12 protein-coding genes are annotated in these 17846 nt (G+C 60.4%); 7 read left to right on the top strand and 5 right to left on the bottom strand.

Annotation, left to right across the window (positions count from 1 at the left end; translation table 11 throughout):
• Nucleotides 1–63: 63 nt before the first annotated feature.
• Together ACILSO_RS16055 and ACILSO_RS16060 are read right to left on the bottom strand one after the other, a co-directional pair.
• A complete protein-coding gene (locus ACILSO_RS16055) occupies nt 64–1359 on the bottom strand; it encodes a protein kinase domain-containing protein (protein WP_395738445.1) in 1296 nt (431 codons plus the stop codon).
• Nucleotides 1360–1518: 159 nt separating this feature from the next.
• Nucleotides 1519–2583 carry a TMEM43 family protein gene (locus ACILSO_RS16060; RefSeq protein ID WP_395738446.1) on the bottom strand — a complete coding sequence of 355 codons (1065 nt, stop codon included), beginning with the start codon at nt 2581–2583 and terminating at the stop codon, nt 1519–1521.
• Nucleotides 2584–2822: 239 nt separating this feature from the next.
• Here ACILSO_RS16060 and ACILSO_RS16065 point away from each other — a divergent pair, with 239 nt between their 5' ends.
• The gene (locus ACILSO_RS16065) at nt 2823–5873 is read left to right on the top strand and encodes a c-type cytochrome (RefSeq protein ID WP_395738447.1); all 3051 of its coding nucleotides are present in this window, start codon (nt 2823–2825) and stop codon (nt 5871–5873) included.
• Between the two features lie 140 nt (nt 5874–6013).
• On the opposite strand, the gene ACILSO_RS16070 is transcribed toward ACILSO_RS16065, so the two are convergent.
• The 3 genes from ACILSO_RS16070 to ACILSO_RS16080 are packed head-to-tail and all read right to left on the bottom strand — an operon-like array spanning nt 6014 to nt 9416.
• Nucleotides 6014–7306, bottom strand: coding sequence for a tetratricopeptide repeat protein (locus tag ACILSO_RS16070; RefSeq protein ID WP_395738448.1), 1293 nt, complete (start codon nt 7304–7306; stop codon nt 6014–6016).
• Nucleotides 7307–7322: 16 nt separating this feature from the next.
• Entirely contained in the window at nt 7323–8726 is a 1404-nt protein-coding gene (locus ACILSO_RS16075) for an AAA family ATPase (protein WP_395738449.1), read from the bottom strand.
• Between the two features lie 48 nt (nt 8727–8774).
• Nucleotides 8775–9416 carry an N-acetylmuramoyl-L-alanine amidase family protein gene (locus ACILSO_RS16080; protein ID WP_395738450.1) on the bottom strand — a complete coding sequence of 214 codons (642 nt, stop codon included), beginning with the start codon at nt 9414–9416 and terminating at the stop codon, nt 8775–8777.
• Nucleotides 9417–9789: 373 nt separating this feature from the next.
• Here ACILSO_RS16080 and ACILSO_RS16085 point away from each other — a divergent pair, with 373 nt between their 5' ends.
• The 6 genes from ACILSO_RS16085 (at nt 9790) to ACILSO_RS16110 (ending at nt 17745) form a co-directional block, all read left to right on the top strand.
• Complete coding sequence (locus ACILSO_RS16085; protein WP_395738451.1) at nt 9790–10872, top strand: ribonucleotide-diphosphate reductase subunit beta; 1083 nt, start codon at nt 9790–9792, stop codon at nt 10870–10872.
• 133 nt (nt 10873–11005) lie between these two features.
• Complete coding sequence (locus ACILSO_RS16090; protein ID WP_395738452.1) at nt 11006–14326, top strand: ribonucleoside-diphosphate reductase subunit alpha; 3321 nt, start codon at nt 11006–11008, stop codon at nt 14324–14326.
• A gap of 452 nt (nt 14327–14778) precedes the next feature.
• The gene (locus ACILSO_RS16095; RefSeq protein WP_395738453.1) at nt 14779–15069 is read left to right on the top strand and encodes a type II toxin-antitoxin system Phd/YefM family antitoxin; all 291 of its coding nucleotides are present in this window, start codon (nt 14779–14781) and stop codon (nt 15067–15069) included.
• 506 nt (nt 15070–15575) lie between these two features.
• Entirely contained in the window at nt 15576–16211 is a 636-nt protein-coding gene (locus ACILSO_RS16100) for an HNH endonuclease (protein WP_395738454.1), read from the top strand.
• Between the two features lie 483 nt (nt 16212–16694).
• The gene (locus tag ACILSO_RS16105) at nt 16695–17213 is read left to right on the top strand and encodes a hypothetical protein (protein ID WP_395738455.1); all 519 of its coding nucleotides are present in this window, start codon (nt 16695–16697) and stop codon (nt 17211–17213) included.
• 70 nt (nt 17214–17283) lie between these two features.
• On the top strand, nt 17284–17745 hold the full coding sequence (locus tag ACILSO_RS16110) for a hypothetical protein (RefSeq protein ID WP_395738456.1): 462 nt from the start codon (nt 17284–17286) through the stop codon (nt 17743–17745).
• Nucleotides 17746–17846: the final 101 nt, after the last annotated feature.

Here is a 17846-nt window from a genome sequence, read left to right on the forward strand (position 1 = left end):
GTGGGGCTTTGAACGCGCTCGCAGACGGGCGGGCTGTCGCCACACCCGTCCTACGCACTGAAATCAGTACGTGCGGCGGCGGCCCACGGCGAGGGCGCCGTTGACGATCTGCAGGAGACCTTCCACCTGGTAGGGCTTGGGGAGGGCGGCGGCAAAGCCGTAGGCGGCGCAGTCTTTCATGACGGCGTCGTCCCGGTAGCCGGAAGAGACGATGGCGAGGATGTTGGGATCAAGACGGCGGAGATAGAGCATGGTCTCCCGTCCGCACATGCCATCCGGAATGGTGAGGTCGAGAATGGCGAGATCGTAGGGACGGCCCTGCTGCATGGCCTCCTGGTAGAGGCGCACCGTGTCCTTGCCGTCGCCGGTTTCCACGACTTCAAACGAGGCTTTTTCCAAAGCGCGGCGCAGGAGATCGCGCACCATGAGATCGTCTTCGAGGAGGAGAATGCGTCCGGCGGAGGGCTTGGCGACCGGCAGAGGGCGGCTAGGAGTGTGGGCCGCCGGCGCGAGGGCAGCCTCGATGACTCGGCGCATGTCTCCCACGGACTGGTAGCGATGCTGGCGATCCGTCATGAGCGCACGGACGATCACGGCATCGAAGCGGGGGTCCAGGCCGGGCAGGAGAGTGGAAGGCGGCTGCCAGGAGCCCCGGGGCAGAGCGCCGGTGAGCATCTGGTACATCAGCACGCCAAAGGCGTAGATGTCGGCACGGTGATCGACATCGCGATGGGCATGAAACTGCTCGGGCGCGGCGTATTCGGGCGTGCCCATGACCATGTGCGTTTCGGTGACCATGGAAGGCGCGCGCATGACGTCCTTGGCCAGGCCGAAATCCGTGATCTTCACCTCTCCCTGACGGGTGAGCATGATGTTGGCGGGCTTGATGTCCCGGTGCACGATGCCCTTGGAGTGGGCGTATTCGAGGCCGGCGCAGATCTGGGGAAGCAGCTGCAGGGCGAGCTCCCGGGTCATGCGGCCCGTGCGCATGATTTCGCCGAGGTCGGTGCCATCCACGAACTCCATGACGAAGAACAGGAACTCGGTGCCGATGTGGCCGTAGTCGTAGATGGCGACGATGTTAGGGTGGTTGAGCGTGGCCATGGCCCGTGCCTCGCGGCGGAAGCGGTCTTCAAAGGCGAAGTCGAAGCCATCGCTCACACGCAGCACCTTGATGGCCACCGGGCGGGCCAGACTGAGCTGGGTTCCGCGATACACGGTGCCCATGCCACCGATACCCACCTGGGCCTGGACCGAATAACGGCCGAAGGGCATCATGGCCGAAAGTTCCTGCGGCGAAGGCGGCGCAGAACGGGCCACGGCGGGCGGGGTGGTGCTGGAGTGACTGGTGAGACGCATCAGTGGAGTACTGTGGCACACCTATCAACGCGGGCAACAACCATAAAGCTTAGAAGATATTTAGGTTGTGCTCTTTTTTAGGCCATCTTCGAAGGAAATCGGTTCGGCTCTCGCGCGATGGCGTGGCACCACCTCTCCGGGCGTCTTGAGCGTTGATCTTCAAACAAGGACGCGCTTGGGCCTGCTCCCCGCCGCCAGCCTGCGGGTGTAGATGAGGCCGCCAATGGCAAGCACCAGCAGCGCGACGCCCAAAAGCGGGCGCACGACGATCCACGCCAGAGCAATGATCACAAAGGAAAGGGTGGCGGCGAGGGCAAATGAGATCATGCCGGTGCCCACACCGATGATGTTTCCCACGACGGGAAGCACGCTGCCCACCACGCTGAGGGGCCTCAAGAGGGCCATGAATCCGAAGGCCATGAAAAGGAAACCCAGCAGGCGAACCAGCCAGGTGATGAGCGAGTTTTCGCGAGCGGCGCTTTTGAACATCGCGGGGGCGCTGACCGCACCTTCCTGAATGATGTCGATCGTGTCCCCGGCATTGGTTTGATAGGGCTCGAAGGTCTGGCCGTTTTGGGCGGCAAGAACGCTGAAGACGCCGGGTTGGACCACCTCATAGGAAACGCGCACGTCTCCAATCTTGGGCTCCTTGGGATTGGCGCCGAAGAAGAAGGCGCCGTCTTCGATTTTGGTGCCTTCCCTGTGATCCGCAGGCAGTCTGGCAAGATCCCCGTCGGTGAGAGCACTTTTGATGGGGCTGCCCATTTGTTTCACGAAGTTCTCCGGCACACTGAAGGCGCCCAGGGTGACTTTTTCGGCATTCAGCAGCTTGGTTCCAGCGATCAATTTGCCCTCGTTGGCATGGCCGGCAGGGGTTTTAAATTCGGAAGACTTCACGGGCTCGTCCACCCACTTCTTTTCATAGGTGTAGGTGACGATGGTTTCTGTGCCGCCGCCCACTTTCTGCTTCGTCTCTGATTTCTCGCTCTCAACCCACTGATAGATCATCTCGGTACGCACCAGACGCAGTGCCGGCACGCTGACGCCGTAAACGGTGTCCACCAGGGGACCTTCGGCCTTGGCTTCCCCGGTGACGTGGACGAGCTTTTTATCATTGGCGGGGTCCACCCGGTCCGCGGATACATCCACCACTGCGGCCGCACCTTCCTTGAGGCTGTAGGTCGTGGTGACGGCACGCCCTTCATTTAACCAGAGCACGATCATGGTTATAGGAATGATGATAATGCCGAACAGAATGCCTTTGATGGACGTGCCAACACGACCCGAATAGGATTGCGAAGTTACTTCTGTATAGGAGTCGGCCATAAGATGGGACGGAACCATCTATTTCATCGGACCCGAGGCTGCTTTTGGTCGCCGGATTTTTCTGCCACACGAAAATACCGAAACCCGTGACAAGGCGGCAAGAAACGGCCGCAACTTCGTTTGTTAGTCTCCACACCATGAAATCGCGCCTTCTTCTCCTTTTGCTCGGCAGTTCTGCGCTGGCCGCCGACTCGAATGTCAAACCGGAAGCTGTCGCCGGGAACGAGGCTGTGAAGAAGATCATGGAAACCCGCCCCGGACGGGGGGTGATGCGCGACGACACACCGCCCACGCTGCCGGAAGAGGCGCTGAAGAAATTCAAAACACGCAGCGACGTGGCGATCGACCTGATGGCCGCCGAGCCGGTGGTGGAGCAGCCGCTGTATGCGAGCTGGGACTCCAAAGGACGCATGTGGGTGACGCAGTATCGCCAGTACCAGTTTCCCGCCGGGCTGAAGATCATCAGCTACGACCAGCACCTGCGCGCGAAATTTGACAAGGTGCCGCTGCCACCGCCGCGTGGTGAAAAGGGCGCGGACAAGATCACCGTCTTTGAAGACACGGATGGAGACGGCTTCTTTGACAAGCACGAGGATGTCATCACGGGCCTAAACATCGCCAGCGCGGCGCTGCACGGCATGGGGCGCATCTGGGTGCTGAATCCCCCTTACCTGCTGAGCTATGCGGACGCCGACTTTGACGCCAAACCGGACAGCGACACACCCGAGGTGGAGCTGAGCGGCTTTGGCCTGGAAGACACGCACAGCGTGGCGACGAATCTGCAGTGGGGCATGGACGGCTGGCTCTACGGAGCGAATGGCAGCACCACCACCGGCAACGTCAGCAGCGCCAACACCAAGAACGTGAAGTGGGAGGGGCAGTGCATCTGGCGCTTTCACCCGATCTTTAAAACCTTTGAGATCTACGCCGAAGGCGGTGGCAACACCTTCAGCCTGGACATTGACAGCAAGGGCCGCCTCTTCTCCGGCACAAACGGAGCCACGCGCGGCATGCACTACGAGCAGGGCAGCTACGGCATCAAAGGCTGGGGCAAACACGGCCCGCTGACCAATCCGTATGCGTTTGGCTGGTTTGAGCACATGCGCCATGAGGGCGACAACAAGCGCTTCCCGCAGGCCTTCACCGTGTATGAAGGCGGACTGCTGGGCAGCGCCTATGAGGGCAAGATCATCGCGCCGAATGCGCTGCAAAATCTCGTGTATGTGAGCGAGCGCATCCCGGACGGCTCCACCTTCCGCACCAAGGATGAAGAGAATCTGCTCAGCACGCCGGACCGCTGGTTCCGCCCCGTGTGGGCCGGAGTGGGCCCGGATGGCGGCTTTTACATGGCCGACTGGTATGACACGCGTCTGAGCCACGTGAGCCCTATTGATGACTGGCACAAGACGAGCGGCCGAATCTATCGTGTGCGGCCTGCGGCAGGTGCGCCGAAGCTGAAGACGTTTGATTTGAGCAAGGCTGGTGGGGATGAACTGGTGGGCTACCTGAACCATCCAAACGAGTGGTTCCGCAAGCAGGCGATCCTGGAGATGGGATGGCGCTGGAGTAGTTTTGAAGATCTTCCTCAAAAGCTCAATGACAAGCCGCTGACACTCGAAACGTTATGGGCGCTCGATGCGCTGACACGCAATATAAGGCCACAGATCAACATCGGAAATGGGAGAATCGGGCCTATGCTGCATCACAGGGCGATGAAGAGCGAAGACCCATATGTGCGCCGTTGGGGAGTCAAAATGATCGGCGATCAGGACCGCGACACAAGTGACTTAGTTCGTCTCGCAAAGGACGAAAAACATCCTGAAGTCCGCGCTCAACTCCTCGCGACGGCCAAGCGCCTTCCCGCAGACGTCGCTCTCCCGATGCTCTGGGCGGGCGATGCGGAAGACGAAAGCGGCCACCTTCAACTGCTTGCCTGGTGGGCGCTGGAGTCCAAGGCGGAGAAGGAGCGCGCTGCGGTGTTCGCCTTCCTCAAATCCGACAGCGCCTTCCTCAAGACCACGCTGTTCCGCGACAACCTCGCGGAGAAGCTTTCCAAGCGCTACGCGCTGGCCGGTGGCGAAGAGAACCTGCAGTCCTGCGCGGATCTGCTGGCGCTGACGAATGACGAGGCGCTGCGTGGCAAGTTCGTCGCCGGCCTGGCTTCCGCCTTTGAAGGCGCGGAGATGCCGAAGCTGCCGGACGCGCTCTCGAAGGCGCTCAACGAGTACATTGCCAAGCAGAGCGGTGGCGATCTCACGCTGGCGCTGCGCAGCGGCAATGCGGATGCGCTGAAGAACGCGCTGAAACTGCTGGATGACAAGAAGGCCAGCAACACGGCGCGCATTGCCATCGCGAAGACGCTGGCGGAACTGGGCAAGACGGAGGCGGTGATGCCGATGGTGAACATCTTGAAGAGCACGAACGCGCCCAGTCTGAAGCGCGGCATTCTGCAGGCGGCGGCGAAGTTTGATGACAAGCGCATTCCTGAAGCGCTGCTGCTGAACTGGGAAGGGCAGATCGCCGGAGACAAGGCGCTGCGCGAAGATGCGCTGCGCGTGATGGCAGGACGCAAGGAGTGGGCGCAGATTTTGGTGAACTTCGTCAATGAGTGGAAGATCCCCGCCAAGCATTTCACCGTGGACATTGTGCGCCAGCTCAGCCTGTACAAGGACGCTGACATTGACGCGGGCATCGAGAAGCACTGGAAGGGCCTGCTGGCCACCGGCCCAACGCCGGAAAAGAAGAAAGAGGCGGAGCGCATCAAAGCGGTGCTGAAGACCGGCCTCGGGGACGCGGACAAAGGCAAGATCCAGTTCATGGCGCGCTGCGCCATCTGCCACAAGCTGTTTGGCGAAGGCGGTCAGATTGGCCCCGAACTCACTGGTTACGACCGCAGCAACGCCGACTTCTGGCTGGACAACCTCTTCATGCCCAGCATGGAAATCCGCGAGGGCTTCGGCGCCTACATCGTGAAAACCAAAGGCGGCCAGATGCTCACCGGCCTCATGGATGCGCAGGATGCCAACGGCATCGTCATCAAAGACATGGCCGGCAACAAGACGGCACTCAAGCAGGCCGAGATCGAGAAGATGGAGGCCTCCCCTGTCTCGCTGATGCCGGAAGGACTGACCACGGGAATGAGCGATGCGGATTTGAAGGACTTCTTTGCGTATTTGATGAAGAAGTAGCCGCATCGGCAGGACTAAACCAGCGCATGACTGCATGCGCTGGTTTGACATGGCTGCATCGTCTCTTCGTATTCTGAAGGCCAACGGGCTTAAGAGCCGAGCAAAAGCACGTGCCAGTGCTGGTTGCAGCAGGCCACACCTCACGCATACAGCACCCGCAGCTGGCGCAGCCAGGTGGTGGCGATGCCGATGTACAAGGCGGTGATGCCCGCGAGGCCGATGAGCGGAAGATCGAGATTGGCAAAGATGGCGATGCCGCAGTAGAGGACGCCTGCTCCGGAGATGGCGGCGGCGACATTGTAAACGTGCCGCCCGATGTAGTGATCATTGGTGAATGCGGCGGCATTCGTGACAGCGGTGAGGATGCAGATGAGGGCCACAAAGCCTGCATCCGGCACGTGAAGGACATAGCCGAGCACCAGGGCGGTGGGCGAGAGAAACACCAGCCCGCCAACCACGATGCCCTCCCAAAATTCACGCGGCTTGAGCGCCTGGCGGGCGAAACGGTCCAGCGTGACGAAAAAGGTGCTGAACCCGCGCGCGAGGTGCGACCAGAGCGCGAAGACGAGCCATGCTCCGATGACGACATTGGCCCAGAAGGGGGCGACGGTCTTGAGGTAGCTGCTGAGCACCCGGTAGCCGATGAAGCCGCCGATCATGATGGCGGTCTGCCGGCCTTCGGTAAACTGGTTCATGAAATGCGCGAACCGCAGCTGCAGGCGGTAGGGCCAGGAGCGCGCACGGAAGGACTCGATGAGCCCCATGCGCGCGTTTTCATTCATGGGGTTCAGCCGCAGGGCTTCGAGGAAATGCTGGTTGGCTTTTTTATGGTCTCCCTGCATGAGGGCCATCCATCCGGCGCCGGTGTGGGCGCTGTCGTCGTCGGCATTGCGCTCGAGCTGGTAGCGGGTGAGATTCTGGATGTCGCCGTCCTTTTTTTGCATCAGCAGCGCGGCGGAGAGCACCTCCGCGGCCATGGTGTTCTCTGTGTCTAGGGAAAGCGCGGCTCGTGCGGAGGCTTCGGCTTTGGGATAATCACGGAGACGCAGGTGCAGACGGGCGACCACCGCGTGGCCGAAGTCGCTGTCGGGGTCCAGATTCACGGCCTCGCCGGCCTGCTCCAGGGCGGCTTTGATGGCGGCGGTCTGGCCGTCTTTGGCGTTCGCGTTCAATGCCAGTGCGAGGACGCTGCGGGCAAATGGATTTTCGGGTTCCAGAGCGACGGCACGGCCTGCGGCATCGACGGCCTGCGGCGCGGTTTCGTCGTCATTCATCCAGCACAGCGCCAGCATCATGTAGCTGGGCGTGTGGTGCGCATCCAGCGCGAGCGCCTGCTTGTAGCAGGCGATGGCGTCCTGCATGCGGTGCTGGCTCTGCAGCAGCCGGCCACGGGCAAAGGCGGCTTCTGGGGAGGGATGAAAGTCGTCTGACATGCGCTGCCTCAGGAGTTCAGCGCTTCATGAGGCCGAGGTGCTTCAGGACGTCATCGTAGAAGCCGCTTTGATTGGAATACATGGCATAGTTTTTGGCGCTCTCAAACCAGGCCTTGGTGGTGGCCTTGTGACGACCGGCGGCCTTGATGAGATCCTTGGTGTTCAGGGGAATGACTTTGCCCGTGCGCATGACTTCGTTCATGACTTCCTCCGTGGCGATGTCGAAGACCGCCTTGAGGTCCGCGCCGGAGAAGCCTTCGGTTTTTTTGGCGAGGGCACGGGGATCGAGTTCGCCAATGGGTTTTTTCTGCGCCATGACCTCGATGATGGCGGCGCGCCCGGCTTCATCTGGCGGCGGGACAAACAAGGTGCGGTCAAAGCGGCCCGGGCGGCGGAAGGCGGGATCGATATGCCAGGGGGCATTCGTGGCGCCTAAAATGAGCACGCCGTCGTTGTTTGACTCCGCGCCGTCCATCTCGGCCAGGAAGGCATTGATGAGGTTGCGACCGGCGCTTTGCCGCAGATCGCGGCGATCAGCGGCAAGGGCGTCCACTTCGTCAAAGAACAGGATGCTGGGGGCGTTCTGGCGGGCCAGTTCAAACACCTCGTGCATGTTCTTCTCCGAGTTCCCGATCCACATGTCGAGAATCTGGTGGAGGCCGAGGGCGATGAAGTTGGCCTTGATCTCGCCGGCGGTGGCCTTGCTGATGAGCGTCTTGCCCACACCGGGCGGGCCGTACAGCAGGACGCCGCCGCCGACTTTTTTGTCGTAGGCCTTGAAGAGTTCCGCGTGCTGCAGCGGGTAGATGATCTTCATGCGGATCTCCTCCTTCAGGGCCTCCATGCCGCCCACGCCGGAGAAATTGAGCTTCGGCTTTTCGAAGTCGGCCAGCCCAAGGTCAAAGGCGGCGCCGCCGCGGGGGTGGCTGTCGTCGTCGTTGTCGTCAGAGACCGACTCCATGAAACTGCCGCTGGAAGTCATGGCGCCGCGCTTGCGGCCGGAGGTCTCTTCTTCAGGAGGTTTGACGCCGTGCAGGTCTTTTTCGATGCCGGGATCTGCCAGGGAGCGGTTCAAGGCGATGCCTTTGTCATACATGGCGCGGGCCTTGGAGCGGTCTCCCTCCGTGATGTGAATGCGTGCGAGCAGGAGATAGGCGGCGGCGCAGGAGGGCGTGTCTGAGATGATCTGCTCCGCGCGCACGGCGGCCTGGGAGGTCTTGCCCTGCAGGAGCGCGACCCGCGCAAGGCCCAGTCGTGCGTCCGCGTTTGCAGGATCGTTTTTCAGCACGTGTTGAAAGCTTTGCTCGGCCTCGTCCATCAGGCCTTCATCGAGGCAGGCGTCTGCAAAGAGCATGAGCAGGGGCGCATTGTCGGGCGAATGCTGGAGTGCGAGGCGAAGTGCATCGAGGTTTTGAGCCATGTCGGAGACTCCAGCGTGGGCCGGCGGATGTGGCAAGGCATTTTAATCTCACATCGCCCTTCGATAGGCGGCGATCCTGCTGAGGAACGCCTGCCACTTGGCGCCGGGGCGACCGCGGTCCATGAGGAAGTGCGGGCAGTTCTTGTGCCCCAGGTTGCGATGGTCATCGTGCCGGACCATGAGCCAGTGCTGATGCGGGACGACGTGATCCAGCGGAATGTCGTACTGCTTCATGAGCCAGGCGGTGAGACGCGCGGTCTTGTCCAGGGTGCGGGCGCGGTCGTTGCCACGATTTTCACACATCTCGATGCCGATGGAGCTGCGGTTTCCCGGGCCGTCGTAGTCGGCATGCTCCCCGCGTTCATTGGTGGGCATGTGCTGGTAGATGGAGTGGTCGTCCACGGTGAAATGCCAGCCAATGTAGCCGATGGCATTGTGGCGGCCTTTGATGGAGCCGTTTTTAAGCATCTGCGCGTGGGCATAGGCATTGCCTCCCCGGGAATAATTCTCCGTGGCATGGATGGTGATGTACGTGGGCCGCATGGGCCGGTACTGCCGCCGGGCGTAACGGCCATTGGGTATCAAATCCACCGTGACTCCCGGTGGCGTGGGCCCTTGTGGAACCATGACGGAGCAGGAGCTGAGCAGGGCGGCGATCAGCACGCAGCGGGTGATTTGGGAGAAATTCATGGGGGAAAACTCAGGGGAGCAGATTTTGTGACAAAAATAGGAACAGTGTGAATGTTCGTGGTTTAGTTGACTCTATTTTTCGTTTCTTTAGGCGTATTTGGCGGTATCGGGCAGGGGTGCAAGGATTCTCAAATTTGCACATCAGGGGCGGCATTTTAACGCGTGGAAAATTTTTTCGGCGTGGAACCCTTGAAACTGCGGTGTGAAACGCTTTTCGGCACAATGGATGGGAAAAAGATCTGGCCAAAACACTATATCTTGTGCATGATCCGCCTCGGGACGCGTGCCGTCTAGTATTTATAACAAGTGCTGACTTGTTTATCATTTTCAATAAAAATCTAAAAATCACCCCTCACTCTGCAACGAAATCGTCATGGAAAAGACCTACAAGATCGGCAACCGCGAATTCCCACTCGATCAGGACAAAGCTGAAGCTGCCTACGCGGCCAAGAAGGTGATTAATGGTCGCAAGAGCATGACCTTTAACCTTCTCCCGCTGAAATATCAGTGGGCGTATGATCTTTACCGGATCATGAAGGCCAACCACTGGGAGCCTGAAGACATCCAGATGCAGAAGGATGTGGAACAATGGCGCTCCAACGATGTTTCCCAGAACGAGCGCTGGATCATCATGATGGGCATCGGCTACTTCAGCGCGGCTGAAGGCATCGTGGGAGACAACGTGCAGCACGTGGTGCGCGAGCTGGTGACCGCCCCCGAACTCAAGCTCGTCCTGGGCCGCCATGCGCATGAGGAGAACATCCACGCGGACTCCCTGCTGTACATGATTTCCTCCCTGGGCATCAACCCGCATGAGTGCGAGGCCATGTTTGAGCAGATCCCGACGATCGTGAAGAAGAACGAATTCGTCACCAAGCACTCCAACAACCTGCGCCGCGACCTGGACCTGACCAAGCTGGAAAACAAGCAGCTGCTGGCGAAGAACATCTTCGTCTTCGGCCAGTGCATGGAAGGCACGCAGTTCTACGGCCTGTTTGGCATGATCCTGAGCCTGTACCGCCAGAACAAGTTCCCCGGCATCGGCCAGATGTTCCGCTACACGCTGCGCGATGAGTCGAACCACATCGAAGTCTTCCGCAACCTGTTCATGGACCTCATCGAGGAAAACCCGGACATCTGGACGGCGGAGTTCCGTGAGGAGCTGCTGAACATCATGCGTGAAGGCGTGGCGCTGGAGAAGGAATTCATCCGCGACTGCCTGCCGGTGAACGCCGTGGGCCTGAGCGCCGAGGAATTTGAGCGTTACACCGACTACATCGCGGACCGTCGTCTGGACGGCTGCGGCCTCCCGGCACTGAACCCGGGCATCACCAATCCGCTGCCATGGCTGGCGGAGCTGATGGACATCAAGAAGGAGCAAAACTTCTTCGAGGGCAAGGTGACCGACTACCAGAAGTCCTCCGCCCTGAAGGTGTGCTCCGACGACGACCTTTAATTCCCTTTAGATCTTTAATTTATCAATGCTGGCCGACTTTCCGCTGGATGGTCGGCCGCCTGCCTCATCTGCCTGTTTCGCTCCGTTCCGCCCACCCACTGCTCCCGTTAACTCCACACCTGGATCTCCCGCCATGCTCACCGACCTGCTCCACGAAGACAAGGCGCTCAAGCGCGTCACTCACAACACCCCTCAGAACGAAAAACCACAGTTCGAATGGAGGAGTGCGCTGGCCTCCGGCACCATCAGCATTCCGCTGCCGGGTTCCACGAAGGTGCGGATCGGCAGCAGCGAGCGTGACTTTGATGTGGGTGAGATCGCCGACACGGTGGGCAACGCGATCACGGACCTGCTGCTGGCGCGTGAACGGCAGAGCGAGATTTTCAATGATTCCAACCGCAAGCTGGTGCAGGCGATTTCCCGGGCAGTGGCGGAGGAGGTGACGCAGCGCACGGCGGAGAGCAGCAGCGAGGCCCCCATGCTGAGCACGAAGGAGATCTACCAGGTCATCGAGCGCGCGCTGGTGCGCCACAATGCGCATGACGTGGCACGCAGCCTGGCCGAGCGACGTAAACGTACGGAAACGCTTGCCAACTCCGACGCGAACGACGCAGGCTCGCTCCAACCCCTCATGGTCACTACCAAAGTCATCCGCCGCAACGGCCAGCTCGTCCCCTGGAATCACAACAAGATCGAGATCGCCGTGCGCAAGGCCTTCCTCTCCATGGAGATGGACTCCTCCCCCGCCGTGCAGGTGGCGGAGGCGGTGAGCCGCGCCATCATCAATGATGGCAAGCAGTTCATGCACATCGAAGACGTGCAGAACCTGGTGGAAGAAGAGCTGATGAAGCAGGGCTACTTCAAGGTGGCCCGTGCGTACATCCAGTACCGTGCGCTGCGCTCCACCATGCGCACGGCGGACGAGCAGGCCGCCGCCATCGCCGACGAGCAGGAGTCCGACCAGCAGCAGACGCTGATCCTGGTGCGTGCCTCGCCCACGGAGACCTTCCTCTGGGATGGCCAGGACCTGAAGCGCCGGATCGACTTTGCCAGCCTCGGCCTGGACCTCTGCATCAGCCGTGGCGAGATCGAAATGGAGCTGCGCCGCTCCATTTTCAGCGACATCACCGTGGAAGCGCTGAAGACCACCATCATCCTCAATGCGCGCACCTTGATGGAAAAGGACGCCGACTTCGCGAAGTTCGCCGGCCGCATGCTGCTGACCTACATCTATGAGGAAGTGCTGGGCTGGAACATCGTGGAGCATGGCATCGAGCAGCTTCCCAACTTCCACCGCCGTGGCTTCCGCAAGAATCTGGCCCGTGGCATCGAGATCGAGCGCCTGCACCCGCAGCTGCTCAAGTATGACCTCGACAAGATCGCCGACGCTCTTGATCCCGCCGCCGACATGGACTTCGACTTCCTCGGCATCCAGACGCTGTATGACCGCTACCTGATCGTCGATAAAAAGATCAAGCCCTCCAAGCGCCTCGAAACCCCGCAGCTCTTCTGGATGCGCGTGGCCATGGGCCTGTGCGTGCAGGAAAAGGAGAACGCCGAGGACAAAATCATCGCGCTCTACCGCCTGTACAAAGGCCGCCGTTTCTGCTCCAGCACGCCGACGCTCTTCAACAGCGGCACGATGCATTCTCAGCTCTCCTCCTGCTACCTGTACAAGGTGGACGACAGCATCGAGTCCATCATGCAGCGCGGCATCGCGGACAATGCCTACCTTTCCAAGTGGGCAGGCGGTCTGGGCGGCTCCTGGACGGCGGTGCGCGGCACCGGCGGCTACATCAAGGGCACCAATGGCGAGAGCCAGGGCGTCATCCCTTTCCTCAAGCTGCACAATGACCAGCTCATCGCCGTGAACCAGGGCGGCAAGCGCCGCGGCTCCGGCTGCGCCTATCTGGAAATCTGGCACAACGACATCGAGGACTTCCTGCAGCTCCGCGTGAACACCGGCGACGAACGCCGCCGCACGCATGACCTGAACACGGCCAACTGGATTCCCGACCTCTTCATGAAGCGCATGGAGAACCGCCAGCAGTGGACGCTTTTCCGCGCCAATGAAACGCCGGACCTGCACGACCTCTACGGCAGCGCCTTTGAAAAGCGCTACACCGAATACGAAGAGATGGCCGCCAAGGGCAAGATCTTCGGCCGCACCATGGAGGCCCTGGACCTGTGGAAGAAGATGCTCAAGTCCATCTTCGAAACCGGTCATCCCTGGATCACCTTCAAAGATCCCTGCAACGTGCGCAGCCCGCAGGATCACGTGGGCGTCATCCACAGCTCCAATCTCTGCACCGAGATCACGCTCAACACCAGCTTTGAAGAGACCGCCGTGTGCAACCTCGGCTCCGTCCTCATCGACAACCACCTCGACGACAACGGCAACATCGACCACTCCAAGCTCCGCGAGACCATCCGCGTCGCCGTGCGCATGCTCGACAACGTCATCGACATCAACTACTACCCGACCGAATCCGCGAAGACCGCGAACAGCCGTCATCGCCCCATCGGCCTCGGCGTCATGGGCCTCGGCTACGCTCTCTATCGCAAAGGCCTGCCCTTTGCCTCCAAGGAAGCCGTGGAGTTCAATGACGAGTTCATGGAAGCCGTGGCCTACTACGCGTATGAAGCCAGCAGCGATCTCGCCGCAGAGAAGGGCACCTACTCCACCTACAAAGGCAGCAAGTGGGATCGTGGTCTCCTTCCCCAGGACACCGTGGACCTCCTCGCCAAAGAGCGTGGTCTTGAAATCGAAGTGCCCCGTGGTGGCAAGATGGACTGGTCCGGCCTGCGCGCCAAGATCGCGAAGAACGGCATGCGCAACAGCAACGTGCTCGCCATCGCACCGACGGCCACCATTTCGAACATCATGGGCTCCAGCCCCTGCATCGAGCCGCTGTTCACCAACTTCTACACCAAGAGCAACCTCTCCGGCGACTTCATGGTGCTGAACCCCTACCTGGTGAAGGACCTCAAGAAGCGCGGCCTGTGGAACTCCGAGATCCAGAACAAGATCAAGTACACCGACGGCGAACTCGAAAGCATCGAGGAAATCCCGGTGGACCTGAAGCGCAAGTACGCCACCGCCTTCGGCATCGACTGGGCCTGGCTGCTCGACGCCGCCGCACGTCGTCAGAAGTGGATCGACCAGTCCCAGAGCGTGAACCTCTTCTGCGGCGAGAGCGCCATGCAGACCCTCTCCCACATGTACCGCGCCGCCTGGCGCAAGGGCCTCAAGACCACCTACTACCTGCGCACCCGCAGCGCCTCCAACATCGAAAAAGCCACCAGCGAAGTCGAGAAGGACAAGCGCGGCGTCATCGCCACCACCCAGGCCGCCGCCGTCGCAGCCGCCGCCAAGCAATACACCGCCGAAGAAGTCATGGCCTGCTCCATCGAGGCCATGCGGAATGGCGGGACGTGCGAGGCGTGTCAGTAATTCGCTGAATACTATCTCGAATCATAATCCACAAAATACATATCATGCATTTTTCACTAACCTATGATCGCATATTTAAAAACATGCTTCGTTTCAGCCAGTTCGTGAAAGAGGGTTACGACTACATTTTGAACCCGGCACAAGGCGAGTTGCACAGGGCAGTTGGAGGTAGCTTATTGGGCAATCACAACTTGGTGCATGCTAATCTAGATAATTTTATTGGACTGTACAATTTGCAGGTCCCTCCGATTCATTTAAAATTTGATGGAACGCTTATCCCAATTTTTGACGAGTCGACAGGGCGACTTATCGAGTTCTATCGTCTAAATAAGTGTAGATATTGCTTCCCGCATTTGCGCTAGAGAAATACCATCGGGAGGCTGCATGGAATGCCCATGCCTGCCCTGACTAGTTTCTTGCCGCGAGTGCTTCTGCCGGGTATTCTCCCGACCATGAGCACCGCCACGCTTCAGCAGTTCGGCCAGAGTCTGCCATCCTGGCTGGCCTTGGTGCAGCGTGGGGAAACGGTGGCCGTCATGGACGGCGGGCATGAGGTGGCGCGATTGGTGCCGCCGGAGAAACCGAAGGCTGTCGCACCTGCGCCTGCATGGTCTTGGAAAGATCATCTGGCAGATCTGGAGGCCATCTTTCCAGAGCCGGTGACCGGCATGGCGGAAGAATTGGAATTGCACAGGGGCCCATTCGATCGCGACAGCGTCTTGGAGTGCGTGCGGGAAGCGTAGCGCCACGCCGCTTTTCGCAGGCCGAACGGCGCGGGAGGACCTGAGAACGCTCGATACCCCCGCGAAAGCGGTGTCGTCGATGCAGGCTTGCGCCGTGCATCTCTGTCACCGCATTGATTGATTCGCTGCGCTCACCCTGCGGGCTCCTTTCAGTCGTCTGTCTCACTTCGTTCGGCTCGCTGACGCTCACCCCTTTGGGGCAGCCTGCGGCTGTCTACCTGCGCTGCGCTTCGGTTCCAAGACGCTGTCGCGTTTTTTCCTAGCTGTCCACGCCCCTTGAAATGGGGCTGCCGGCTGAGGGTCTGAATAGGCTGAAAAAAACCTGAATTGAGGCCGTGAAAACAGGTCAAAATCTATTGATAAAATACCGTTTCATACCATGATATGCCCACGGTGATAATCACCAAAACGAGCGCCTCGTTGTCCGCCTCCGGACGGCGTTTGGAAGAAAAAATGCCATTCATCCTGTGCATCAAAAATCGGTTTCAGCCCTGCCGCCAGATATTATGGAAACAGCCACACACGCTCTCATGGGTGCAGTCACCCACCAACGCCTCATGCGCCGCAAGTGGCTGTTTCCCTCGTTCAAAATCGACGGCCGTGAGATCAGCACGGAGGTTGCCAGGCAGCGGCATTGCGATCATCTGCGGAAAGGGCCTCATGTGGCCCTGCAGTCGGACGGCAAGCCTTTCTACCGCATCCAGTGTCCTGACTGCGGTGAGAAGCTTAGCGGTCAACTGCCACACTCCAGCATCCCAAACCGCGAGAGGTGCCCGCAGTGGAATGAAGAACTCTACCAGAGCCGCCTCAACGGTGGCGGTGCTGCCTACGAGCAGCTCCGGACCGCCGCCGTCGCGAAGCGGAAGGCGGAGTGGCGGGAGGTCTATCATCGCTATCTGGCATCTGCGGACTGGCAATCCGTGCGTCAACGCGTTCTCAAGAGAGCCCAGGGCACCTGCGAAGGATGCCTGCAGGCTCCGGCCACGCAAGTCCACCATCAGACCTATGAGCATGTGGGTGATGAACTCCTCTTCGAGCTTGTGGCGATCTGCCGCCCCTGCCATGAGCGCCTGCATCCGAAGACTTCGAACGGCGATTCGGAGCTTCTGGAATGGCACCTGCAAAACGTTCGCGTTTACTGAGATGGACCTCGGTCGGTTGCAGGTCCGCAGAGGCCGCGAGGAAGCCGTGGCCAGGGCCCTGAAGCAGGCAAAAGCATTTGATCAAATACCCATTCATACCACAACATACCTATGGTGATCCCGACTGAAATGATTGCCGCGCTGCTCGCCTCGGGCCGGCGCTTTGAACTCACTCCCGAAGGGGGCGTTATCGTGGATGCGGAGCCGTCCAAGGCCAGCAGGCGTGCCGAAAGGAACCGCCGCTACTATGAGTCACAGCGTCAGCGTGCGTCTGAAAACCTCTTAACATCGTCTGAACCCGCCCTGGAGCGTCTTGCTGCGCCTGAATCGTCTGAAAACACCCCACCTCTCCCCCTCTCTCCCTCCCACCCCCTTTCCCCTCAGACTCCCCTTTCCCCCGCCCACCCACACGCCCCCACACCTGCATACGGGCGAGCGCATGCGTACGTACGCGAGGCCGGGACGGGTCCAGCAGCGCAGCCTTTGGCCACGCAACCCCTGGCAGCAGCCACGAGTTCCAAACCCAGGCGCCAAACGCAGCCGGTGGATGACGCGACGTGGCTCGCGCACCTCGCTGCAAATCCGGCGTATCAAGCCCTCGACATCCCGGCGGAGCTGGGGAAATGCACCGCCTGGTGCGAGCTGAAACACCGGCGCCTCAGCCGTGCGAGGCTGCTGAACTGGCTGAACAAAGCGGACCCGCGCATCAGCCTCAAGGGCCTGGAGTCTCCCGTCAGCGCGGAGCCCCACGCCGACCGTGGCACCCAGGCGGAGCTGGAGGCCTACGCAAGGCAGATCGGACTGCCCGCCAGCGACGGCGCCTCGATGTTTAACCACTGGGAGGCGAACGGCTGGATGAACGGCCCCAATTCGATCAAGGACTGGCGCGCGGGCCTGCGCAAGTGGCGGGATCAAGGCTGGCTGCCCTCGCAAAAGGTGATTCACCGGCCAGCGCCAGTGCCGCGCTGTGACAGCGCGAACCTGCCGGGTCGGTATGCGTAGAAAGGGAGCGATGCTGCGGCCACCGATCCCACGGTCTTGATTCCTGCTGGTTTTCGGGAATCCTTGGTGCATGAAGCCTGCTGAATCGCTTTCCATCGCCGAGCAGATGAAGGTGCTGCAATCCGAGGATGATGTGGCGACGTGGTCGCTGGCACGTCTAGGAATGCCGCGAGAGTGGCGGGATACGAATGAAGAGGGCAACACAGAACGCTGCCAGGAGGCGGTAAACCGGCTTTTCACGCTGACGCGGGCGGACATTGAAGCGAGCCTCGTCGCGCAGGGGCTGCAGCCGGAGAACCTGCCGCCGACTCACACCCAGCCCGGCTCGCGTGATGGGTCTTACTTCATCGCCAAGGGTAAGAACGAATGGGAGTATTACTTCCAGGAACGCGAATGCCGCTGGCCCAGCGCGACTTTCAATGATCTCGCCGAGGCGAGAAAGCTGCTGCTCAATCAATGGATTCCCATCTGGCTGGAGCACCTCCGTGTTCCGTGCGGGACGAAGGAGGGGAAGGTGATTGAGACGTTGTGAGATGAAGAGCTTCGGACGTGATACGGGCTGCCAGCCCGTGATTCCGATCCGACGGGCTGGCAGCCCGTTTCACGATCTCCCGCTGCCATATCGAGGATGCC

The organism is Prosthecobacter sp. (genome assembly GCF_044226605.1).
Lineage (GTDB): Bacteria > Verrucomicrobiota > Verrucomicrobiia > Verrucomicrobiales > Verrucomicrobiaceae > Prosthecobacter.